Origin of the sequence: Komagataeibacter melomenusus, assembly GCF_013155395.1 — a bacterium.
Lineage (GTDB): Bacteria > Pseudomonadota > Alphaproteobacteria > Acetobacterales > Acetobacteraceae > Komagataeibacter > Komagataeibacter melomenusus.
Window position 1 is genome coordinate 26768 of sequence record NZ_JABJWC010000025.1, and the last position, 22333, is coordinate 49100.

The 22333-nt window shown below is 64.4% G+C and carries 25 protein-coding genes; 11 read left to right on the forward strand and 14 right to left on the reverse strand.

The window, feature by feature from the left end:
• Positions 1 to 171: 171 nt before the first annotated feature.
• Complete coding sequence (locus HNW77_RS10590; protein WP_172157485.1) at positions 172 to 1935, forward strand: ABC transporter ATP-binding protein/permease; 1764 nt, start codon at positions 172 to 174, stop codon at positions 1933 to 1935.
• Here the strand turns inward: HNW77_RS10590 and HNW77_RS10595 are convergent.
• Genes HNW77_RS10595 through HNW77_RS10610 form a run of 4 tightly spaced genes read right to left on the reverse strand, consistent with a single transcriptional unit; the run spans position 1913 to position 4602 of the window.
• Positions 1913 to 2809, reverse strand: coding sequence for a metal ABC transporter solute-binding protein, Zn/Mn family (locus HNW77_RS10595; protein ID WP_172157487.1), 897 nt, complete (start codon positions 2807 to 2809; stop codon positions 1913 to 1915). The two genes, HNW77_RS10590 and HNW77_RS10595, sit on opposite strands and share 23 nt — an antisense overlap.
• 1 nt (position 2810) lies before the next feature.
• Positions 2811 to 3683: a metal ABC transporter permease gene (locus HNW77_RS10600; RefSeq protein WP_172157489.1), complete on the reverse strand. Its 873-nt coding sequence runs from the start codon at positions 3681 to 3683 to the stop codon at positions 2811 to 2813.
• Positions 3680 to 4408, reverse strand: coding sequence for a metal ABC transporter ATP-binding protein (locus HNW77_RS10605; protein WP_408886815.1), 729 nt, complete (start codon positions 4406 to 4408; stop codon positions 3680 to 3682). The genes HNW77_RS10600 and HNW77_RS10605 overlap by 4 nt, the downstream gene beginning before the upstream one ends.
• Positions 4405 to 4602, reverse strand: a complete 198-nt coding sequence (locus HNW77_RS10610; protein WP_172157493.1) for a hypothetical protein — start codon at positions 4600 to 4602, stop codon at positions 4405 to 4407. Before HNW77_RS10610 ends, HNW77_RS10605 begins: the two co-directional genes overlap by 4 nt.
• 111 nt (positions 4603 to 4713) lie before the next feature.
• Between HNW77_RS10610 and HNW77_RS10615 the strand changes: the two genes are divergently transcribed.
• The 3 genes from HNW77_RS10615 to fumC all read left to right on the forward strand — a co-directional run bounded on the left by HNW77_RS10615 (position 4714) and on the right by fumC (position 9688).
• Positions 4714 to 5343 carry a LysE family transporter gene (locus HNW77_RS10615; RefSeq protein WP_172157495.1) on the forward strand — a complete coding sequence of 210 codons (630 nt, stop codon included), beginning with the start codon at positions 4714 to 4716 and terminating at the stop codon, positions 5341 to 5343.
• A 393-nt stretch (positions 5344 to 5736) separates the two neighbouring features.
• Positions 5737 to 8067, forward strand: coding sequence for a TonB-dependent receptor (locus tag HNW77_RS10620; RefSeq protein ID WP_241694402.1), 2331 nt, complete (start codon positions 5737 to 5739; stop codon positions 8065 to 8067).
• A gap of 166 nt (positions 8068 to 8233) precedes the next feature.
• On the forward strand, positions 8234 to 9688 hold the full coding sequence (gene fumC, locus HNW77_RS10625; protein ID WP_172157497.1) for a class II fumarate hydratase: 1455 nt from the start codon (positions 8234 to 8236) through the stop codon (positions 9686 to 9688).
• Between the two features lie 442 nt (positions 9689 to 10130).
• On the opposite strand, the gene HNW77_RS10630 is transcribed toward fumC, so the two are convergent.
• The 7 genes from HNW77_RS10630 to HNW77_RS10655 all read right to left on the reverse strand — a co-directional run bounded on the left by HNW77_RS10630 (position 10131) and on the right by HNW77_RS10655 (position 14559).
• Entirely contained in the window at positions 10131 to 11342 is a 1212-nt protein-coding gene (locus tag HNW77_RS10630) for an SMP-30/gluconolactonase/LRE family protein (protein ID WP_172157499.1), read from the reverse strand.
• A gap of 112 nt (positions 11343 to 11454) precedes the next feature.
• Positions 11455 to 11769, reverse strand: a complete 315-nt coding sequence (locus tag HNW77_RS10635; RefSeq protein ID WP_172157501.1) for an antibiotic biosynthesis monooxygenase family protein — start codon at positions 11767 to 11769, stop codon at positions 11455 to 11457.
• Between the two features lie 13 nt (positions 11770 to 11782).
• Entirely contained in the window at positions 11783 to 11911 is a 129-nt protein-coding gene (locus tag HNW77_RS17980) for a hypothetical protein (RefSeq protein WP_275942145.1), read from the reverse strand.
• Positions 11912 to 12050: 139 nt separating this feature from the next.
• Positions 12051 to 12389 (reverse strand): hypothetical protein, encoded by a 339-nt coding sequence (locus tag HNW77_RS10640; RefSeq protein ID WP_172157503.1) that lies wholly within the window; start codon positions 12387 to 12389, stop codon positions 12051 to 12053.
• Positions 12390 to 12479: 90 nt separating this feature from the next.
• Positions 12480 to 13448 carry a TrbI/VirB10 family protein gene (locus HNW77_RS10645; RefSeq protein WP_172157505.1) on the reverse strand — a complete coding sequence of 323 codons (969 nt, stop codon included), beginning with the start codon at positions 13446 to 13448 and terminating at the stop codon, positions 12480 to 12482.
• Complete coding sequence (locus HNW77_RS10650; protein ID WP_172157507.1) at positions 13445 to 14338, reverse strand: TrbG/VirB9 family P-type conjugative transfer protein; 894 nt, start codon at positions 14336 to 14338, stop codon at positions 13445 to 13447. The genes HNW77_RS10645 and HNW77_RS10650 overlap by 4 nt, the downstream gene beginning before the upstream one ends.
• Positions 14335 to 14559, reverse strand: a complete 225-nt coding sequence (locus tag HNW77_RS10655; protein WP_172157509.1) for a hypothetical protein — start codon at positions 14557 to 14559, stop codon at positions 14335 to 14337. Before HNW77_RS10655 ends, HNW77_RS10650 begins: the two co-directional genes overlap by 4 nt.
• A gap of 122 nt (positions 14560 to 14681) precedes the next feature.
• On the opposite strand from HNW77_RS10655, the gene HNW77_RS10660 reads away from it, so the two are divergent.
• From HNW77_RS10660 to HNW77_RS10670, 3 genes are all read left to right on the forward strand, one after another.
• Positions 14682 to 15395, forward strand: a complete 714-nt coding sequence (locus HNW77_RS10660) for a lytic transglycosylase domain-containing protein (RefSeq protein WP_172157511.1) — start codon at positions 14682 to 14684, stop codon at positions 15393 to 15395.
• Positions 15396 to 15556: 161 nt separating this feature from the next.
• Positions 15557 to 16093 carry a DUF1269 domain-containing protein gene (locus HNW77_RS10665; RefSeq protein ID WP_172157513.1) on the forward strand — a complete coding sequence of 179 codons (537 nt, stop codon included), beginning with the start codon at positions 15557 to 15559 and terminating at the stop codon, positions 16091 to 16093.
• Positions 16094 to 16360: 267 nt separating this feature from the next.
• Positions 16361 to 17440: an L-dopachrome tautomerase-related protein gene (locus HNW77_RS10670; protein WP_172157537.1), complete on the forward strand. Its 1080-nt coding sequence runs from the start codon at positions 16361 to 16363 to the stop codon at positions 17438 to 17440.
• Positions 17441 to 17521: 81 nt separating this feature from the next.
• On the opposite strand, the gene petA is transcribed toward HNW77_RS10670, so the two are convergent.
• Positions 17522 to 18157 (reverse strand): ubiquinol-cytochrome c reductase iron-sulfur subunit, encoded by a 636-nt coding sequence (gene petA / locus HNW77_RS10675; RefSeq protein WP_172157539.1) that lies wholly within the window; start codon positions 18155 to 18157, stop codon positions 17522 to 17524.
• A gap of 161 nt (positions 18158 to 18318) precedes the next feature.
• Between petA and HNW77_RS10680 the strand changes: the two genes are divergently transcribed.
• The 4 genes from HNW77_RS10680 (at position 18319) to HNW77_RS10695 (ending at position 19752) form a co-directional block, all read left to right on the forward strand.
• Entirely contained in the window at positions 18319 to 18504 is a 186-nt protein-coding gene (locus tag HNW77_RS10680; protein WP_172157515.1) for a YqaE/Pmp3 family membrane protein, read from the forward strand.
• Positions 18505 to 18514: 10 nt separating this feature from the next.
• Positions 18515 to 19159 carry a glutaredoxin 2 gene (gene grxB, locus HNW77_RS10685; protein WP_172157517.1) on the forward strand — a complete coding sequence of 215 codons (645 nt, stop codon included), beginning with the start codon at positions 18515 to 18517 and terminating at the stop codon, positions 19157 to 19159.
• Positions 19160 to 19277: 118 nt separating this feature from the next.
• On the forward strand, positions 19278 to 19484 hold the full coding sequence (locus tag HNW77_RS10690) for a hypothetical protein (RefSeq protein ID WP_172157445.1): 207 nt from the start codon (positions 19278 to 19280) through the stop codon (positions 19482 to 19484).
• Entirely contained in the window at positions 19477 to 19752 is a 276-nt protein-coding gene (locus tag HNW77_RS10695; RefSeq protein ID WP_172157519.1) for a hypothetical protein, read from the forward strand. The genes HNW77_RS10690 and HNW77_RS10695 overlap by 8 nt, the downstream gene beginning before the upstream one ends.
• A 9-nt stretch (positions 19753 to 19761) precedes the next feature.
• On the opposite strand, the gene HNW77_RS10700 is transcribed toward HNW77_RS10695, so the two are convergent.
• Positions 19762 to 20406: a hypothetical protein gene (locus tag HNW77_RS10700; protein WP_172157521.1), complete on the reverse strand. Its 645-nt coding sequence runs from the start codon at positions 20404 to 20406 to the stop codon at positions 19762 to 19764.
• A gap of 269 nt (positions 20407 to 20675) precedes the next feature.
• Positions 20676 to 22094, reverse strand: a complete 1419-nt coding sequence (locus HNW77_RS10705) for a cryptochrome/photolyase family protein (protein WP_172157523.1) — start codon at positions 22092 to 22094, stop codon at positions 20676 to 20678.
• Positions 22095 to 22333: the final 239 nt, after the last annotated feature.

Here is a 22333-nt window from a genome sequence, read left to right on the forward strand (position 1 = left end):
CCGCGCGCGGGCCGCGCAAATGGGGTGCATGGTCAATAAGTTGTGATAATGCCGGATGCCCCCGGCTTTTTTCGCGCAAAACGGGCGCGTGGCGCAATCATGATTGAGTCCGCCCCCACTTCGTGGGAATGCTGTGGGTTCCTGCCTCTCACCCCACTGCACGGGATCAACATGCAGCATTTGCGCCTTCTTCTGAAAGATGTCTGGTACCTGACCCGCCCCTATTTCGTGTCGGAGGACAGGAAATGGGCCTGGGGCCTGCTGGTGGCGGTTCTGGTGCTGACCTTCTCCATCGTGGGGATGGACCTGCTCCAGTCCTTCTCGCGCAATGTGTATTACACGGCGCTGCAGCAGCGTGATGCCACCACCTTCCTGCGCGGGCTGTTCTGGTATGTGCATAACGAGAACGGGTACGTGCCCGGCTTCTTCATCATCACCATCCCGGCCATCCTGTTCGGTGTGTACGCAACCTACCTGCAGCAGATGCTCGGCCTGCGCTGGCGGCGGTGGCTGACCGCGCGCATGACGCGGCAGTGGATGGAGCACCAGACCTATTTCCGCATCGCCATCACCACATCGGGGCTTGAGGCAGGCGCTGACAACCCTGATCAGCGCATACAGGAAGACCTGAACAAATTCGTAACCGATACCCTCGCGCAGTTCATCGACCTGCTCTCCAATATCGTAACGCTGTTCAGCTATGTCGGGCTGTTGTGGGCGCTGTCCGGGCCGCTGGAAATATGGGGCATGTCCATACCGGGCTATTTCTTCTGGGCGGCGCTGATCTATTCCGTGCTGGCGACGTGGGTGACGCATCTGGCGGGGCACAGGCTGGCGGGGCTGCAATTCTTCCAGCAGCGTGCCGAGGCCGATTTCCGCTACAGTCTTGTCCATGTGCGCAACAACACGGAAGGCATTGCGCTCTACCGTGGCGAGGCGGAGGAAAAAGCCGGGCTGGATCGCTCTTTTGCCGCCGTTTACGCCAATTTCCTGTCCATCATGCGCCGGACCAAATGGCTGGGCCTGCTGACTACGGGGCTGGAGGTGGTGTCGGGCAATTTCGCGCTGCTGGTGGGCTCGATCCGCTATTTTGCGGGCAAGATGAGCTTCGGCACGCTCATGCAGCTTGTCATGGCGTTCTCACGCGTGCAGGGCGCGATGGCCTGGCTGTCGAACTCCTATGGCGCCCTGACCATCTGGCATGCGGAGGTGGCGCGTCTGGCTACCTTCCAGCGCGTGATGGACCGCGCGCAGGCCATGAAGAGCGAGGTCAGCCTTGTTGCCGCCCCCGCTGGTGGCGCCATGCAGGTCAGCGGGCTGGACGTGTTCCGCCCCGATGGCACGGTGCTGCTCAGGGATGTGCACCTTACGCTGGCGCCGGGGCAGATGACGGTCGTGACCGGCCCGTCGGGCACCGGCAAGTCCACGCTGTTCAGGGTGCTGGCGGGGATCTGGCCGTTTGCGAAGGGCACGATCACGCGGCCTGACGTGCCGATGATGTTCGTGCCCCAGCGCCCCTACATGCCAACCGGCACGCTGCGCCGGGCCGTGGCTTACCCGGCGGACAGCACGGCCTATTCCGCAACGCAGGTGGCCGAGGCGCTGCAGAAGGTGGGCCTTGGCGCGCTGGTGCCGCGGCTTGAAAACGAGGAGCCATGGGGGCAGATCCTCTCGCCGGGCGAACTCCAGCGCCTGGCCTTTGCCCGCATCGTGCTGGCGCGACCGGGCTGGGTCTTTCTTGATGAATCGACCTCGAACCTCGACGCGGCATCCGAGGCAGCGCTTTACGCCCTGCTGGCGCGGGCCTGCCCGGGCATGACGGTGGTGTCGATCACGCACCGGCAGTCTGTGGTGGGGATGCACGAAAACGCCATTGACCTCACCCCCTTTGCCGTGCGCCCGGCAGGCGCGCTCAGTGCGGACGCATCGCCCTGACCATCAGTTCGGTATTGTGGCGCATCATGCTGATGTAATCAGGCGCAGGGCCACCTGCGGTGGAGAGCGCCTCGGCATAAAGCTCGCCGCCGGGCTGTGCCCCGGTGGCGCGGGCGACCTGCTGCACCAGGCGCGGATCGGTCGCGTTTTCAAGGAAATAGGTGGTCATGCCGCTTTCGCGGATCTGCGTGATCAGCCTGCCCACATCGGCTGCGGAGGCTTCGGTCTCGGTGGAGAGGCCCTGCGGCGCCATGAAGGTCACGCCATAGGCCCGGCCAAAATAGCCAAAAGCATCATGGCTGGTCAGCACGCGCCGCCGCGCGGGCGGTATGGTGCCGATGGCGGTGCGGATGTCATGGTCAAGGGCCTGCAACTGCGCGACATAGGTGGCGGCCGAGGCACGGAAATCATCCGCATCCGCCGGGTCGGCGGCAATCAGCGCATCGCAGATGTTGTGGGTCCAGACAATCACGTTGGGCACGCTGTTCCACACATGCGGGTCGGTTTCCACCTGCGGGCCATCGTGTTCGGTATGGAGGTCGATCCCGTCTGATACGATGACCGGCCTGCCCTGATAGCCCGCCGCGTGGGCCAGGCGGGCGAACCAGCTTTCCAGCCCCTCGCCACTCATGAATACGACATCGGCCTGCCGCAGGGCGCGCGCATCATCGGGGGCGGGCTCGAATTCATGCGGGTCGCCATCAGGCGGCACCAGCGAGGTGACGGCAACATGCGCGCCGCCCACATGCGACACCACATCGGCCAGCACGGTAAAGCTGGCAACGGCATGCACCACATGCGGCGCGGGGGCGGCATGGGCAGGCAGGATGGACAGGAAACCGCAGAAGCCCAGAAGGCAGGTGAGGCGGCGCATGTCAGTGACTCCGGAAGGGGGATGCACCACCCCCCGCGCGGATGCCGGCGGGGGAGGCGAGAAGGGAGAACAGGTAGGCCGCCGAGCAGGTCAGGATGATGCACGGCCCCGCCGCCAGCCGGAAATGGTAGGACACGAGCAGCCCTGTAAAGCCCGCGAGCATGCCCACCGTGGCCGAGAGCGCCATCATGGGCACGAGGCGGCGCGTCCACAGCCGTGCGGTGGCGGCGGGCACCATCATCATGCCGACCGACATGAGCGTGCCCAGCGCCTCGAACCCCGCCACGAGGTTGATGACCACAAGGAACAGGAACACCATGTGGTACAGCGCCCCCCGGCTGCCGGTCATGCGCATGAAGCCGGGGTCCACGCATTCCATGACCAGTGGCCGCCAGATGAAGGACAGCAGGAACAGGCTGAGCGTGGTGATGCCCGCCATCAGGTACAGGGCCGGCCCGTCAATGGCGAGGATGGTGCCGAACAGCACATGCAGCAGGTCGATGTTCGACCCCCGCGCCGAGACGATCAGCACGCCCAGCGCCAGTGACGTAAGGTAGAAGCTGGCAAAGCTCGCATCTTCGGCCAGATGCGTGCGGCGGCTGACCAGGCCTGCCAGCAGTGCCACCCCCAGCCCCGCCGCGATGCCACCCAGCCCCATGGCCGTAAGCGACAGCCCGCCTGCGGCCAGAAAGCCTATGGCGGCGCCGGGCAGGATGGCATGGCTCATCGCATCGCCAATCAGGCTCATGCGGCGCAGTTGCAGCAGCACGCCCACCGGCCCCGCCCCCATGCCCAGCGTGATGGAGGCGACCAGCGCGCGGCGCATGAAGCCAAAGGTGGCGAACGGCTCCCATAGCCCGGCCAGCATGCTCATGCCGGGCCGCCTGCCCATGTGGGCTGCGGTGTATCATAGGCGCGTTGCAGCGTGCCCGGCGTAAGGATGCGGGCGGTCTCGCCCCAGATCGCCCGCCCGCCCGAGAGCAGCACCACATGGGGAAAGCAGGTGCGGATCTGGTGCATGTCATGCAGCACGGCGATGATAGTGCGGCCCTGCGCGTGCCATTCGCGCACCAGGGCAAGCAGGTCCTGCGTGGTGGGGGCATCGAGCGCGGTGAAGGGTTCATCGAGCATGATGATGGTGGCATCGGTCATGAGCAGGCGCGCGAACAGCAGGCGCTGGAACTGCCCGGCCGAGAGCGCATCGATCATGCGCCCGGCCTGTTTTTCCAGCCCCACACGGCACAATGCATCGGCCGCGCGCAGGCGCACGGCCCGGCTGGCGGCGCCGAAGGCCCCCGTCTGGCGCCATGCGCCACCGAGCACCATGTCCGTCACGCTGATGGGAAAGGCGCGGTCAATGATGCGGGCCTGCGGCAGGTAGCCAAAATCCTGCGCGCGCAGTCCGCCGAGGGTGATCCGGCCTGCACTCAGCGGCACCTCGCCGAGTATGGCGCGCAGGAGTGTGGACTTGCCCGCGCCATTGGCCCCTGCGATGGCGGTCATGCTGCCGGGCGCGAAACTGCCGGTGACATGCTGCCACACCGGCGTGCCGTTTAGCGTGACAGCCGCATCATCCAGCCCGATGGCGCCATGGCTCATGGCTGGGCCACGGCCCAGGCCACCAGCCCCCATAACAGGCCACAGGGCAGCGCCATGCACACCAGGCGCTGCCAGCCTGCGCGGGCCATCCATGTCAGCGGCAGCGGCGTTGCGGCGCTGGGGGCCGGATGGGGCATGGTCGGGCTGCTGTCCTGTGGGGCGGGATGGGCGGCAGATGGGGACGGGAATGGCATGGGAGCGCCCAAAGTGTTATAATATAACATTTGTTTACAGCACGGGCTTGCCCTCCGTCAAGCGAAGGCTGCATTGTTACGCCATGCGCACGGACGGATCGGGGGGAACGGGTGAGCTTTCATACATGGCTGCTGTTTGCTGCGACCGCCTTCCTGCTCTCGGCCATGCCGGGGCCGAACATGATGCATGTCATGTCCATCAGCGTGCGCCATGGGCTGCTGCGCAGCACGGGGGTCATGGCGGGGTGCATGCTGGCCATCGTGCTGGTGGTGTGTGCCTCCCTTGCCGGCATGGCGGGCGTGCTGGCGGCATCACCCCGGCTGTTTGCGGTGCTGCGCGTGGTGGGGGCCGCGTATCTGGTGTTTCTGGGCGTGCGCGTATGGATGGCGCGCGACACGGAAGGTGAGGGCGCACAGGCGGCGGATGCTTCTGCCCCCGCCCCGTGGCGCGACCTGTTCCGTGACGGATTCCTGACCGGCATCAGCAACCCCAAGCTGCTGCTGTTCGCGGCGGCCTTCCTGCCGCAGTTCGTCAACCCCGCCGCCCCGCATATGCCGCAATATGGGCTGCTGGTCGTGACCTTCGCGGTTGTGGAGGCGTTCTGGTACCTGGTCTATGCGGGTGGCGGGCGCATGCTGTCGGCCTGGCTGCGCACGCCGGTGGTGCGGCGGGTGTTTGGAATCGTGACCGGGCTGGTGTTCATGGGGTTCGGGGCCATGCTGCTGCTGGCGCGTGTTTAGGGGTTCTGCCTGAAGACAGCGATGGCATAAAAGTCTCTGGATGATGGCATCCGGGCCGGGTGGGTGTGGTCCATGTTCCGCCTTTGTGCAGTATTGCGGTGCAGGCATATGGAAACACCATGGGCGGTGTGTGTGTTTTAGTATCGATTCCATATAGTTGTGCTGCATCAGACTATGCCGGGAGCAAAAGCCGGGTCATCACGGGCGGTGGATGAAGTAGGCGCTTCTATATACAACCATATATAGACATCTGTATCTATAAAGACACAGTCATGCGCTATATGACGATTACGTGATTAATATATTTATGCTGATATAGACGCTGCGGCAGGTGGGTTATATACGGCCATACATGTTCAAAATGGCTAACGAAATGGAATCAGCATGGCCAGAATGACCGCAGGTATGGCGTGGATGCTTTCGGCCAGTCTTGGCGCACTGCTCATCCCCTCCGCTTATGCGCAGGGCACGGATGCGGACAAGGGCCGCAAGGCCCTCCCGGCCGCCAAAAGCACCCCTGCCACGGATGATGCCGTAGGCTCCGCCAATGCGGAAGAGATGACCGTGATCGGCCACCACCGCATGGTGGCGGGTGCCGCGGCCAACTATAACAAGAAGATGGCCAATCTCGGCCCGCTGGGCACGCGCCGCACGCTTGATACGCCCATGTCGATCATGACCGTGCCGCATGACGTGATCGTCAACCAGCAGGCGCGCAACATCAACGACCTGATGCAGTACATCCCCTCGGTGCAGCTTGAAACGCGCGCCGACCCCGGCACCAGCCGCCCGCAGTCGCGCGGGTTCGAGGCGGATGTGATCTCCAACAGCCGCATCGACGGGCTGAACGCCTTCACGGTTACGCCCTACGCCGCCGAGCAGTTCGACAACGTGCAGGTGCTCAACGGCCTTGCGGGCGCCCTGTATGGCCCCCAGAACCCGGCGGGCACGTTCGAATACGGCCTCAAGCGCCCGACCGACGAGCGCATCAACCGCCTTGTGGTGGGCGTGGATTCCGTCGGCACGCTGATGGAAAATGTCGATGTATCGGGCCGCGCGGGCAAGCATGGCTGGTTTGGCTACCGCATCAACCTGCTGCATGGCGATGGCACGTCCTACGTGCAGGACAGCTGGGTGCGGCGCAACATGGTCAGCGCCGATTTCGATATCCATTTCGACCGCGATACCGTGCTGGAACTTGATGCCAGCCATTACACGTTCGATGAACGTGGCATGCCCGCGGGCGTCAACCTCAAGGGCTATGACCTGCCCACAGCCCCTGACCTGAGCAAGCCCCATATGGGCCAGGACTATTCGGGCTACAATTCCGAGAACAACGTCTTCCTGGCCAAGCTCCGGCACCGCATCAACGATAACTGGAGCTTCGTCATCGGCGGGCTGTACCAGGATTCGGGGCGGCAGGTGTTTGAATCAGCCGACTCGCTGATCAACAATTCCGGTGGCTATACGCAGGCGCTGTCGGCCGCCACCACGGTCAATGACTTCAAGGTCGGCAGTAACATGGCCTATGTCAACGGCCATGTGCGCACGGGCTTCATCAGGCATGATCTGGTCATTGGCACCAATGGCTACATGGAAGGCGGCTATAATCCCCTGAGCGGGCAGAGCTATACCGATATCAAGGCGGGCTCGCTGTACAACCCCACGGTCGCGGCCAATGGCCCGCAGCCCTATTACAGTGGCAAGTATGAATCGCAGTACGTGCGCTACCAGTCGATGATCCTGGGTGACACGGTGCATTTCAACAAGCACTGGTCGGTCATGGGCACGCTGGCATGGAGCTGGCTGGATCAGGATGCCACCGGCACCACGACGGCAGCGAAGAACACCACGAGCATCGAGAACGGTTATACCGTCACCACCACCCATCTGGCCAAGGGTGCCACCACCAACACCCGTGCCAATGCAGCCTTCAGCCCCATGGCCAGCCTGGTCTACAAGCCGACTGACAACCAGACCGCCTATTTCACCTATGGCCGCTCGCTGCAGGCGGGTACATCCGCCCCGGCCGATGCGCTCAATGCCAATGCCCTTACATCCCCCGTGCATAGCGAGGAATATGAGGTGGGCTACAAGCTGCAATGGCGCCAGATGCAGTTCAACGTGGCGGGTTTCCGCGCCACGCGCAGCTATGCCTTTTATGAAGGCAGCAACACGCTGTATGGCAATTTCGGCATCCAGCGCAATTATGGCGTGGAGTTCCAGGCCATGGGGCATATCACGCCCCGCCTGTCCGTTATCGGCGGCATGACATGGATCGATGCGGAACTGACCCATGCAGGCTTTGCCGCCCTTAACAACAAGGAAGTGGTGGGCGTGGCGCCCCTGCAGGCCAATGCGCTGATGGATTACCGCATTCCGTTCCCGCGTGGTTTCGCGCTCAATGGCCTGGCCGTGAATGCCAACGTGCATTACACCGGCCGCCGTGCGGCGGATCTTGAAAATACAACCTATGCCGGTTCCTACGTAACGCTGGATCTGGGCCTGCGTTATCCGTTCCGTGCGGCAAAGCATCCGTGGATGGCGCGCTTTGGCGTGACGAATGTTGCCAATGAGCGGTACTGGTCCTCGATCTATAATGGCACGGCCTCAAGTGCCGGGATCACGACCAAGGATGCGACGGCCAAGTCGCTTGATGCGGGCAGCGCCGCCTATGCCGGCATGCCGCGTGCCTTCCACTTCACGCTGGAAGCCGACTTCTGAAAACGTCGTTCAAAAAACAGCACACGTTTTTGGGTGCCGCCTTTTTTAAAAAGGGCGGCATTTTTTTTTGCAAGGCCCCGCGCACCCGCTTGTGATGGCGGGCAGGGGCGCGAAAGGTGGGTGGCGTGCCCATATTCCCTTCAACCATAAGGGAAGGAACGCCACCATGACCGAACCCACAGCCCCGGCATTGACCGACTGCCCCATCGGGCTCGACGCTACCGGCACGCGGCGCGAGAAGGACTCGATGGGCGAGATTGACGTGCCTGCCAGCCATTACTGGGGCGCGCAGACGCAGCGCAGCCTCGTGCATTTCTCGATCGGGCGCGACCATATGCCCATCGAGGTGTGCCATGCCTATGGCATCGTGAAAAAGGCGGCAGCGCAGGTGAACGCTGCTGACGGGCGCATGCCGCAATGGAAGGCCGATGCCATCAGCCGCGTGGCCGATGAGGTGATTGCGGGCAAACTCGATTCCGAATTCCCGCTTTTTGTCTGGCAGACCGGCTCGGGCACGCAGACGAACATGAACGTGAACGAGGTCATTGCCAACCGCGCCATCCAGCTTCTGGGTGGTGTCATCGGCTCCAAAAGCCCGGTTCACCCCAATGATGACGTGAACATGGGCCAGTCGAGCAATGACTCGTTTCCCACCGCCATGCATGTTGCGACATTGCTGGAAATTGACAGCCGCCTGCTGCCGCGCGTGCGCGAACTGATTGAAAGCCTGCGCAGCAAGGCGGAGGAATGGATGCAGGTGGTCAAGATCGGCCGCACCCACCTGCAGGATGCCGTGCCGCTGACGGTGGGGCAGGAATGGTCGGGCTGGGCGCAGCAGCTGGAAGACGCGCTCGAGGCGGTCGAGGCCGCGCGCCCGGGCCTGTTGCAGCTTGCGGCAGGCGGCACGGCGGTGGGCACCGGGCTGAACGCCCCGCCGGGCTTCAGCCACGCCATTGCAAGGCGCATCGCGGCCCTGACCGGCAAGCCCTTTGTTACCGCACCCAACAAATTCGCGGCCCTTGGCGGGCTGGATGCCATGGTGCGGGCCTCGGCGGGGCTGCGCGGGGTGGCTGTCACCCTGCTCAAGATCGCCAATGACATGCGCCTGCTTGGCTCCGGCCCGCGCTGCGGGTTGGGTGAGTTGCACCTGCCGGAGAACGAACCCGGCTCCTCCATCATGCCCGGCAAGGTCAACCCGACCCAGTGCGAGGCGATGGTGATGATCTGCACGCAGGTGCTCGGCAATGACGCCACGGTGGCGTTTGCGGGCAGCCAGGGCCAGCTTGACCTGAACGTGATGCGCCCGGTGATCGTGGCCAACGTGCTGCACGCCATCCGCATCCTGGCCGATGGCTGCCACAACTTTCGTGTGTTTTCGGTTGAGGGCACCACGCTCAACCGCAAGCGCATCGATGCGTACGTGGCGGGCTCGGTCATGCTGGTGACCGCCCTCAGCCCCGAAATCGGCTACGACCGGGCCTCGGCCATCGCCCATCAGGCCATGGAGCACGATATCAGCCTGCGCGAGGCGGCGCTGGCTTCCGGCTTTGTCGATGGTGCGACCTTTGACCGCCTCGTCCGCCCGCTCGATATGGTGGGCAAGGGCGTGGGCGGGGCCTGACAAGATAAAAATTTCCGGGTGCCGCCTTTTTTCAAAAAAGGCGGCCTTCTTCGAAGCCTGTTGAAAAAAGCGGCACCCGGATGATGCCCGCCTGCGCTGTGGCGCGAACCCTGACGATGATCCTTTCCCGGGGGCATGAAAAGGGGTAGGTAAAAAGGGCGCTTTGGTTGGTAGTTTCTTTGACAGTAAAATAAGGATGTGGAATCAATAGGTTCCACGAAGAGTGTTCCCCGCACACGCGGGGATGAACCGGATGCGCAGGATTTGCCGACTGTGAATAGCCTGTGTTCCCCGCACACGCGGGGATGAACCGCCGCACGTGCGCATGATTTACGCCATCTGGAAGTGTTCCCCGCACACGCGAGGATGAACCGCCCGGCGCAGGCAGGCAATCCGCTCTTCGGTCGTGTTCCCCGCATACGCAGGGATAAACCTGTTTCATTTACGAAGGCGCTGCGCCCTGCGTGTTGACCTGCAGCGTGAACAGCGTATCGCCCGCGCACATGAACACTACATCACGCTTGGGGCCGCCGAAGGTCAGGTTCGACACCCCGCGCGGCAGGCGGATGCGCCCGATCATGTGGCCATGGGGGTTGTACACCACCACGCCACACAGCCCCAGCGGCCCGTTGGCCCCGCACCACAGATTGCCGAAAATGTCGGTGCGCATGCCATCGGGGATCATCGCATGCCCATTCAGCATCATGTCGGCAAACGGGCGCAGGTTGCGCACGTCGCTCCCCGCCACGTCGGCTGCATGAATGCGCCCGTCGCCGCCATGGCCGTCCTGCCCTGGCCCCGGCCCGTCGGAGATGACATAGACAATCTTGCCATCGGGCGAGAACGCGATGCCGTTGGGGTCAGGCAACTGCTTTTCGCCCAGCACGGCCTTCACCTCGCCCGTGGCCGGGTCGATGCGGAAGACATGGTCCTCCTGCCGCCTGCTGCCGCCAAACTCGGTCATGACCTCGCCATCAAGGGTCCAGCGTTCCACGCCCGCGCGGTTGGCCGGGTTGCCCGGCGCATCGGGGTGGCCTTCCACGATCGTGTCGCCATAGCCGGGATCGGTAAACCAGATGCTGCCATCAGGGTGGACGGCAAGGTCGTTGGGGGAGTTGAGCGGGGCGTTGTTGTAGCGGTCGGCCAGCACGCGGCAGGTGCCATCATGCTCCCAGCGCACCACGCGGCGCAGGCCGTGCTCGCAACTGACCAGGCGGCCTTCATTGTCAAAGATATTGCCGTTGCTGTGATAGGACGGACTGCGGAAAAGGGAGACGGCCCCGTTCTCCCACAGATAGCGGTACTGCACGCCACGGATCGTATCGCTCAGCAGCAGGAAGCGCCCCTCGCTGCACCAGGCAGGCCCCTCCAGCCAGCCGCCGCCGCGCCATGCCAGTTTCAGCCCGGCATTGCTGTAGGCCAGATTGCCAAAGCTGGGGTCAAGCACCAGAATATCAGGGTCGGGCAGGGGGGTGACGGGCGCATCAGCCCCCCATTGCCGCGGCGGGTTCGACACCACGCTGGGTGGCTGGGGCAGGTTGTCGGGGCTGGCGGCCCGGGCGCGCTGGCCGATGCGCCACAGCCCTCCTGCGGCCAGTCCCCCGGCAAGCATGGCCCGGCGGCCAGGATTGGGCGGATGGATGACTGGCGGCATGGCGGCCTCCCTTTGATGACGGATCACGACATGAAAACCCGGCCGCCAAAGGGCCGGATGCGTATTGGTCCTGAACGTTTGTGAAAAAATGGGGATTTTTTAAAAACGGGCTTCAGTTCCGGATATCCTGCAGCACTTCAAAGCCTTCAAACACCGGCGGCCCGGCCATGAGCGGCTTGCGGTTGCCCGCATGCGCGTGGGCGGCGCGGAACTGCTCGGACTGGGTCCAGCCTACAAACGCTTCATAGGAGTCCCAGACCGTGTGGGAGGCATAGAGGATGTAGTCCTCATGCGTGGGGCCCTTGAGGAACTGGAAGCTGACAAAACCGGGCACGGTGCGCAGGTGCACCTCGCGGCCGAGCCAGCGCTCGCGGAATTCGGCCTCGTTCTCGGGCGGGATGCGGAAACGGTTCATGGCGATATACATGTCTGGCTTCTCCTCAAAAGCTGTTCTGAAAGCCTGCCTGCGCCCCATCTGGCAAGAGCGTCGCAGGGGCAGGGTAGCGCATGGCGCGCGTCTTTTCACCTGCCGTGCCGGGCGCGGCGCGGTAGCGCCTGCAAACAGGCACCTGATAAAAGTTTCCAGCTGCCGCCTTTTTTCAAAAAAGCGGCGTAAGACAGCACCCTGCGCAGCGGGTGTGGCAAGACATCACGGTGTATCGCACGGCCCCGGCCAGCCTGCCCGTTGCGCCAGGGGTGGCCTTTCTTTCAGCGGCGCTCTGAATCCGCGCCGCTGCCTTCATCGGTAATGCCCGCGCGTGAGGGGGCGTCCGCGCCGGGTTCCACCATCCGGCTCATGCGGGCAACACCAGCATCATCGCCAAACCCCCTGGCCGGGACACGGCGGCGGGGGGCGGGGTTTTCCATCAGCACGGTGGCGAGTGCGTCGGGGTCGGTGCGTTCGGCTTCATCAAACAGGGCATCGGCGCGGTCCTGCTCGCCCGCGCGTTCGGCGCGCAGTCCGGCCTCGGCAAGCTTCCGGGCGGTGGCGTGCCTGTTTGCACCGTCATCGCCGGGGCGGTCATCATCATTCATCGAGCGTGGCATGGGGCTGCCTTTCCAGTCTGGTTACGGGCCGGGTGGCCCTTGGGCAGACAACACGCGCGGTGGGGGCATGGTTCACCCCGGCCTGCGTGCTTACTGCTCGGCCAATGTATAGACGCTGCTGAAGTCGAGGTCGCGCGCCACATAGATCTGCACCATGTTGCCCTGCTGCACATACAGGCTGGGCGGCACGTTGCTGGTCTGGGCCAGGATGACCTTTTCCACCTCGCTTACGACCGAATTGGTGTTGTCGCTGCTGGTGGTGATGCTGGTGGTGCCGGGCTTGGAGGCAAGGTTGGTGATGGCCTGCACCATCATCTGCCCCACATTGGTGATGATCGACACCATGATCGCATCGCCAAAGCGCGCCCAGAAATGCGTATTGACCTTGCCCTTGACCCCGCTGCCGCCAAGCGGCGTGGTGCCGGGGCTGAGCAGGTCGATGCTCACGCCCTCGGGGTTGCGCAGGCGCAGCCAGTTCACGAAAATACGCTTCTGGCCATATTGCAGGGCGGATGTGACCTCGCCTTCCGCCACGGCCCCCTTGTCGATCAGCCGCACCTTGCCGTTGATGGAATAGACATCATGGCTGACCCGGCAGGTGACCAGTCCGGGCAGGGTGGTGTTGATCTCGTTGATCGTGCCGCACGGGATCAGCGTGCCCTTGCCCACGATCAGGTTCTGGCCATGCATCAGGCTGGCATGGGTGGTGGGCGTGCTCTCGGGTTGCAGGCGGGTCAGGAGCGGGTTGTCGGTCTTGGTTGCCGTCGTGGCCGCGGCCTGGGTGGCTGCCGGGGCGGCTGTGGTCTCGGCCACAGGGGTTGCGAAGGTAAAATCATGGCCGAGCCGGCGCTTCATGGCGGCGTCTTCCGCGCTGTCCACCGGGGCGGCGGGTGCCGCGGGGGCAGGGGGCGTGGCGGACGGGCACGAGGCCTGTCCCTGCCCATCGACCACCACGGTGCTGCCGGGGCATTTAAGGGTGAGTTGGGCCGCATCCTGTGCGCGGGCGGGGCTGGCCCATGCGCAAAGTGCCAGCGCGCAGGTGGCGGCTACGCGCTTCATGATGCCCCGTCACGCACGACCCGGCGCACCTGGGGCGAGATGGTCCCCCCCGGCGTGCTGCCCAGCGAGGGATTGAACCCGTCATTGACCACGCCGATCACCAGGCTCCCGTAGCGGATGCGCCATTGCCGGGCGGTCATCTGGGCGGCCAGGATATTGTGGTCACGTCCCAGCACCACGGCGTTGACCACCGTTTCCTGCCCGCTTTCGTTCATGACATACAGCGTGGGCAGCACCCCGTTTTCAGGAAAGCGGAAATAGGTGAAGCGGTAGTCATCCCACACGTTCAGGGGGGCAATGGCCCGGTCCTGCGTGCCATCCGAGCGGCGATAGGCGGTATTGTGCGGCCCGTCGCCATACGGGTCGGTCAGTGCGGCCTCGATGTGGCGGGCGCGCGCGGCGGCGGCCTTTTTGCCATCGTCCTCATCGGGGTAGAGATAGGTCAGTTCCACCGTGGCCTGCGCCAGCGCCCATGGCGTGGGGGCGAAGACGGTGCGCATGTGGCCATCGGTCCCCTTTTCCTGCCGGCCGCCCACGTAATGCAGCAGGATATGGTAGGTGCGGCGGTCGGTCACGATGGCCAGGTTGGTGTCGCTCTCCTGCGCCTTGGGGCGGATGAAGCAGTGGTTCTCGCGGCAGGCGAAGGACCAGCCGCCTTCCTCGCCAAAGGCATGGGTGATGTAATGCTCGTCGGGGGCAAGGGTGATGTCGGTCGCAATCCCCACCACGCCATCGACTTCCACCGTGTCACGCGGGTTATAGATGACCGACTTGATGCGGTAGTCATATGGCGAGGTGCTCTTGCGCCCCGTGGCCCCGGCAGGCGGGGGATGCAGCAGGGCTGCCATCAGGGCCGCCATCATTGCCATGCGCCATGGGGTGCGGGTCATGGGCGTGCATCCTGTGTGGCGGGATCTGCCGCGGGTGTCATGGTGCGGCCCGCGAGTTCAGGCGGCGGCGTGCGGTTGACCGGCACCAGATGCCACATATTGGGCTGCGTGACATGGCCCGGCCGGGGCGTGCAGCCCGCCAGCAGCAGGCCCACCGCCACGATGCCCAGGCGCGCGCCCCTGGGCCACAGGCCCGAAAACGTTTTGGCGGCCTGGCTCACAGACCGCGCGGCCCGGCCCGGAACTGGGCCGCCACCGATTGCTCAAATCCGTCTCTTGACACCGTTCGCATGCGAAAAGGATAAAAAAGCCCCCTGTTATTGGCAAGTCCGGGAAGGAAGAAATGCAGCCCCCGTTCCTTCTCGCGCTTGTGGTGTGGCTTTGCTGCGGCCTGATCGGCCCGGCACGGGCAGCGGTGTCCACGCTCCCCCTCGCCGCGCTTGCGCAGCGTTGCGCGCCTGATACCGCGCCGCGCACGCTCCTGCTGCTGGCCGCCCAGGAATCAGCGGGCGTGCCGTGGGCCATTCACGTCAATGGCCCGTACCGCCTGCCCCGGCCCCCTGCCAGCCTGGCCGAAGCCACCGCCACCGTGCGCTGGCTGGCCGCCCACGGGCATGATTTTGATACCGGGCTGCTGCAGGTCAACAGCCGCAACGCCGCGCGGCTCGGGCTTGACCCCGCCGCCCTGCTCGAGCCATGCCGCAACCTGCGCGTGGCCAGCCTGATCCTGCATGAATGCTACCGTGCCGCCCTGCCCGGTGCCGCGGGCGCGCAGGCGGCGCTGCGCCATGCGCTGAGCTGCTACAATACCGGCAGCCCCACGCGGGGCCTGCGCAATGGCTATGTTGATGGCCTGCTGGCCCGCGCGGCACAGCCCGCAGCCGCGCAGACGCTGATGATCCCGGCGCTTGAAGCCCCGCCTGCGCCGCCCGGCGGGCCGCCGCCACCGCAGGAGCCGCCCCCCGCAGCCCCGCCTGGCCAGGACCCGCAGGGCAATGGCCCATCGGGGCAGGATGCCTTCAGCCACGCGCCGCGCGATGTGTTCACCCCACCCTAGAACCCTAGAACCCTAGAACCTTAGATTCCTGGCCGGGCGCAGACCTGCATCGCGCAGGCGGCGGCCATGCCCAAAACCACCACGGCAGATGGGCAGCCTGCGTGTAATATCAAGCCCCTGATCCGCCACCACCGTGGCGGTAGCATGCAACGGAGTATCCCATGTCCGATCTGATCGTTATCGGCTTTGACAGCCAGGACGAAGCCACGGCCGCGCTGACCGAATGCAAGAAGCTGGAAAAGGAATACCTGCTTGACCTTGAGGACGCGGTGGTCGTGGTCCGTGGGGCCGATGGCAAGCTGCACCTGCAGCAGAGCATCAACCTTGAAAAGGTCGGTGCCTCCTATGGCCTGTTCTCGGGCGGGTTCTGGGGCGCGCTGGTCGGCCTTCTGTGCCTGAACCCGCTGGCCGGTTTTGTCGCGGGCAGCATCGTGGGCGCTGGCGCCGGGGCGCTTGCGGGCAAGATGTCCGATTACGGCATTGATGACAATTTCATCAAGTCGCTCGGCTCGACCATTCCCGCCAACACCTCCGCCCTGTTCGTGCTGGTGCGCAAGTCGCAGCCCGACAAGGTGCTGGCTGACCTGAGCCAGTTCAAGGGCCACGCCCGGGTGCTGCAGACCTCGCTCTCGCCCGCCAATGAAAGCAAGCTGCGCGCAGCCCTTGGCCAGATGGCCGCAACGGCTCCTGCCGCCTGAAGACCCGTTCCCCGCAGGGCCGTGGCGCCTGCGGGGAACGGTCCTGTCAGAAAGCTTCAAAGAATGCCGCCTTTTTGAAAACAGGCGGCAGCCTGAAACTTTTATCACTCAGCTATTTCTACGGTGTGTGATGGGGTCAGCCCTGCCACGCATGGCATGCCTTTTTCACACGCAGCCGTGAACCATTTGCGCGGCACAGGGTGGTAGGGTGGCGGCATGCGCTTCCCCCGTGTTTCCCTTTCCCTGCGCGGCATGGCCGTGGCGGGCATGGCGTTCGCCCTTGGCCTGGCCGGCCAGCCGGGGCGGGCCTGTGCGCGTGAGGCGCTGCACACGGCCTGGACCTCGCAGCGCGTGCTCAATGCCGTGGCCGTGGCGGATGACGGGCGCATGTTCGTCTCGTTTCCCTATTGGGGCGGGGGTGGCGGCGGTGGCCCGAGTGTGGCCGAGGTCGATGCGCAGGGCATCCCCCACGCTTTCCCCGATGTGCGCTGGAACCATATGGATGGCACGAAAGGCGACATGCAGCCCTTCGTGCGGGTCAATGCCCTGCGCATCGGGCCGGACGGGCTGCTCTGGGTGGTGGATTCGGGTGATGCCAATGTTGGCGGCCCGCCCAACCCCATGGGCGGCGCGCCCGCGCGGCTCCTGGCCTTTGACATCACGACCGGGCAGCCCGTGCATGTCATCTCGTTGCGTGCCAGCAGCACGGAGCACAGCTATATCGATGACATCCGTTTTCATAACGACACGATTTTCGTCACCGATGCAGGTGACCCCGCGCTGATCGTGGTCAACCAGCGCACCGGCCAGCAGCGCCGCGTGCTGGCCCATGACCGTTCCACCACCGATGAGCGCCCGATGTATGCCGAGGGCCACCTGCTGACCACCGGCGGCCACCCCGCCCGCGTGCATGCCGACCAGCTTGAGGTCTCGCCAGATGGGTCGAAGCTCTATTTCCAGCCCAGTTCCGGCCCGCTCTGGGTCGCGCCTACCGCCGCGCTGGAAAACCCGGACCTGCCCGCGCCAGATCTCGCCCGGACCGTAAAGCTGTTCTACAACACGCCCACCACCGGCGGCACGGCCATTGATGGTGATGGCAACCTGTATGTATCGGATGTGAACCGGCTGCGTATCCTGCGCCTGACCCCGCAGGGCAGGGCCACCACGCTGGTGCGCGACAGGCGGCTGGTCTGGGCCGATGCCATGTGGATCGACAACCACGGCACGTTGTGGATTCCCGCAGTCCAGCTCAACCGCACCGCCAGCTTCCAGCCTGATGGAAAATCACGCCTGCGCCTGCCGGTTGCGATCTATACCATGGACCTGCACCTCAGGCCGGTGCGCTAAAACCATGTGATAAAAGTCCTTGGGCGCCGCCTTTTTTAAAACAGCGGCACCAAGAACTGTCCTGTATGCGCAGGCAGCCGTTCAGAGCTGGAGAATGCCCGAAAAATCAAAATCCTGCCCCGCCGGGTTCTCGCCCAGCCGGATCAGGGTGGGGGTGGGCATGCTGTATGGCGGCACGGGCAGGTTGTAGGGCGCGGGCGCGCCGCGGAACACACGGCCCGCAAGGTCGAATTTGGAGCCATGGCACGGGCAGGCGTAGCCGCCGGGCCAACTGGCCTCGCCTTTGCCTTCGGGCAGCGGCTTGTAGGCGGGCACGCAACCCAGATGGGTGCAGATGCCCACCACCACCCCGTAGCGCGGGTCAAGCGAGCGGTGCCAGTTGGTGGCATAGGGCGGCTGCTGGTTGTCGCGCGATGGCCCGTCGCGCAGGCGGGCGGTCTGGGCCGCATCCTGCAGCACGGCCAGCGCCTCGGGCGTGCGGTGGGTGATGAAAACCGGCTTGCCCTGCCAGGTCACGACAATCTGCTGCCCCGGCGGCAGGGCGGATATGTCCACATCCACCGGCAGGTGCGCGGCAGCGCTGTCACGAGGGGCGAGACTTTGCAGGAAAGGCCACAGGCATGCCCCGGCTCCCGCGGCAGCCGTGGCGGTGGTGACAAGCCCGAGGAAATTCCGGCGCCCCCCAGGGGCGGGTTGTGTATCCGACGCGTTTTCCATCATCATGTTTTTACTGCGCTCCCTCGCCAAAAGGAAGAGGATACAGCGCGCATGCATCATGTTGCGCAGGCCGCGCCCAGCAGGCAGGAATGTGATGGCTGTCCGTGCGTGCGCGACGGCATGCCCGCAGCCCTGCCGTACCATCATGAAAGGTATTGTCCATGCGCCTGATCCTGGCCCTCCTGCTGCCCTGGCTGCAGTTTTTCACCATCGGGCGGCCCTTCGCGGGCATTGTGTGCCTGATATTGCAGGTTACCCTCATTGGCTGGATTCCCGCCGCCATCTGGTCAGTCTATGCGCTGAGCCAGTACACTACCGATCGCAAGATCGCGGCCATGAAACGCTAGCGGGACCGGCATGAAACTCTATATCTACGACCACTGCCCCTTCTGCGTGAAGCCACGCATGATCTTTGGCCTCAAGCACATCCCGGTGACCGATATCGTGCTGCTCAATGATGATGTGGAAACCCCCACCCGCATGATTGGCCGCAAGATGGTGCCGATTCTGGAGCAGGACGGCCATTTCATGGGGGAAAGCATGGATATCGTGGCCCATGTCGATGCCATGGACGGCAGGCCGCTGCTGACCGGCCCCACCCGCCCCGAAATCACCGCGTGGATGCGGGAGATGCAGGCGCCCTACCTGAACCTGACATTGCCGCGCACGGCGGCGACGCCCCTGCCGGAATTCGCAACGACGGCGGCGCGGCTGTATTTCATCCGCAACAAGGAGGAGATGGTCGGCCCGTTCTGCCAGCGCCTGGCCGAAGGCCCGGCCCTGATCGCCCGCATCAACGCGGCACTCCCCCGCCTGGCCGGGCTGATCCGCAGCCCGGAAGCCGTAAACGGCCAGCTTTCAACCGATGACATCCATCTCTTTCCCTTCCTGCGCAACCTGACGCTGGTGGCCGGAATCGCATGGCCCGCGCCGGTATGGGCGTATTGCACGCGCATGGCGCAGGCTACCGGCATCCCGCTGCTCGACTCCATGGCGGCCTGAGCGGGGATTGCGGCGCGCGCGCATGGCTGCCCCCACAGGGCGCACAGGCAGGAAACTGTCAGCGTGGCCCGACCGTTTCCCCATGCAGGACACGCCCGGCATCACAGGGAGGGATACCATGCCAGCCTTTCACGACACGCCGCTCCTCCCCGCCAGGCGCGGCGGCACGCCGTTCGAGGTCTGGGTCCGTCGATCGCTGCATGCGCGATTCGACCGGGTCTTTACCGAAAATCTGCCCGATGAGATTCTGGTTCACTTCGCCCGACCGGACCCGCCGCCGCCCGCCATTGCGCTACAGGATGACGAACCGGAACTGAATGGCTGAGTCCCCCCAGGGAACGCCATGCTCAGGTGTGGATTTTTTTCACGGAAATCTGGCCGAGTCCCCTGCACAGGAAACTGCCGACGTAAAGAAGGGCGTAAAAAGAATCCTGATTATGGCGGTAAAGAGCCATTTATTGTCGCTTTGCCGCAACAGGAAACAGGATTCGCAAGATGGAATCTTTCACGCAGCCCTGTGGATAAGTCTGTTGACGCTTGCGGAAATCAGGCGACGGAATGCAGAGTCCTCTTTTTTTCGTGATTTGTTCTGACGTCTTTTTTCATCTCGGCAGGTTCAGGGTCACGTGAGGCAGCCCGTTGGCCCGCCACTCGCGGCGCAGCTGGGGCAGGGGCGTGCCTTCTATGGCCGTGGGGCAGGCGATATGCCACGGGTTGCCATCAAGTCGCAGCGCAACCCAGCCTGCAATGGTGTCACTGCCCGGAGCCAGCCCGACAAGGGTCATGTCCGTCATGGGGTCATAGGTGGCAAACTGGTGCTCGCGGCCTTCAAAGACCAGCTTCAGCGTGGCGTGGGAGTCGCACATGCGCTTGAGGTCAACGAGCAGGCTGCCGCCCGTGTGCATGCCCCTGTCGAACATCAGGGTGCCCCCGCCGGCCCGTATGTTGACCGGCAGCATGGTCACGCCCGTGCCCTGGGCATGGGCCACCATGATCGTGCCCCCGTCAAGGTTCAGGGTGCCCGTATTCCATCCGTCAAGTTCGGTCAGGGTCGTGCTCAGCCAGGCGTCGCGACACGCCACGATGGGGCATTTGTTGCCCTGGCTGGTGAACACGCGGCCTTCCCTGCAGTACCGGGTCATGGCCTGCTGGAGCGAATCCATATCGAAATGGCCGGATACAAGGACCAACTGCCCGTTTTCGCAGGTCGCCGCCTGCACGGAGTCATACCTGTTCCTGCTACCCATAAAATCCTGCCTCCATGTGCCTGCGTGCATGTCGCCAGCAGGGGAGACATGGTTAAAATATTGTTATTATTGAGATATTGGTGGGTCTCGACTGAAAAAATACCACGATCAGTCCTTGGAAAGGCGTGGTGATGTCAGGCGCTTCACGTCTTCTGGGAAATAATCTAATTTAGTTTCATATAATAATTAATACATAATATCTGTTATCGTACCAACATCCCTAACACCATATGTGATTCCTGTCTACTTAAAGGGAAGTGGGTTTATAATCAGGATGAGAGCGCTTTCCATGCGTCCAGCGCCCGTGCCCGGCCGCCCGCCAGATCCACCACGGGGGTCGGGTAGCCCGTGCCCGCGGGCAGGTCGGCTTTCCAGGGCGTGTGGATGGCGCGCCCCGGCAGGCGCGCGATTTCAGGCACCCAGCGCCGTACATACGCGCCATCGGGGTCGAATTTCTCGCCCTGCAGCACCGGGTTGAAGATACGGAAATACGGCGCCGCATCCAGCCCGCATCCGGCCACCCACTGCCAGTTGAACGGGTTGCTCGCCCCATCGGCATCCACCAGCGTATCGGCAAACCACCGTTCGCCTGCCCGCCAGTCCAGCAGCAGGTGCTTGGTCAGGAAAGACGCCACGATCATGCGCACGCGGTTATGCATGCAGCCCGTGTGCCACAATTCGCGCATGCCCGCATCGATGATGGGGTAGCCGGTGCGCCCGCGCTGCCAGGCGCGCAGCGCGGCGGGGTCGGTGCGCCAGGGCATGGCATCGAATTCGGGCCGCAGGTTGCGCGTTGCCATATCGGGAAAGTCGAACAGGGTGGAATGGGCAAAATCACGCCACCCGAGTTCGCTCAGGAAGCTTGCACTGTCACGGTCGCCCGCGCCGCGTGCCTCAACCGCATGCCACACCTGCCGGGGCGAGACATGGCCAAAGCGCAGGCACGGCGACAGGCCCGATGTGGCAGGCCGGGCGGGCAGGTCACGCGCGGTGGCATAGCCGGGCAGGCGTTCGGCCACGAATGTATCAAGCCGCGCGCGGGCTGCTGTCTCGCCGGGTTGCCATGTGGCGCGCAGGGCCGCCGCCCAGTCGGGCGTGGCGGGGCGTAGCGACAGGGCGGCCAGAGGCACGAGCCGTTCGGTTATCGCAGCGGGCACGGCACCACCCGCCAGTGCCGCGTCCAGCCCGTGGGGCACGGGCAGCGGCGGCAGGGGCGCCCCCATGGCCTGCACCGCCCGCCACCATGGCGTAAAAACGCGAAAGGGGCCGCCCTGCTTCGTGCGCACCTGCCAGGGCTCATGCAGCAGGTTGCCGGGGTGGCTCTGCGCTGTCAGGCCCCGGGCTTTCAGTGCGGCCTTGATCGCGGCATCACGCGTGCGGGCAGGCCCGGCGTAGCGGCGGTTCCATTCCACGCCGCGCGCGCCCGTGGCCTGCGCAAGCCACAAAAGGCTTTCCTGTTCCGGCCCGGCCATGAGGCATAACTGGCCGCCTTGCGCGCGCAGGTCGGCATCAAGGGCTTCAAGCGCGCCATGCAGCCACCATTTTTCGGCCCCGCCCAGCTTCAGCGCAGGGTCATGGACATATACGCACACCACCGGCCCCGCCGCCACCGCGGCAGACAGGGCCGGGTTATCCGCCAGGCGCAGATCATCACGAAACCACATGATGGTGGGGGCATAATCAGGCATGACGACCCTGTTCCAGACAATACGGGCTGTTTGTGTGGGGTACAAACGGCAGGCCGTCAATTACCGCCCGCGCACAGCCCCGGACCCTGGCGCAGCGATCATTTGAAAACAGGTCAATGATGAAAAGTAAAAGCGTCCGGGTGCTGTCTTTTTGGGGGAAGCCGCATCAGAAATCCTGTTTTACCGTGGCGCTGCGGCAGGAGCGGCAGATGCGGGCGGCGGGGGCTGCGGGGGCGTGC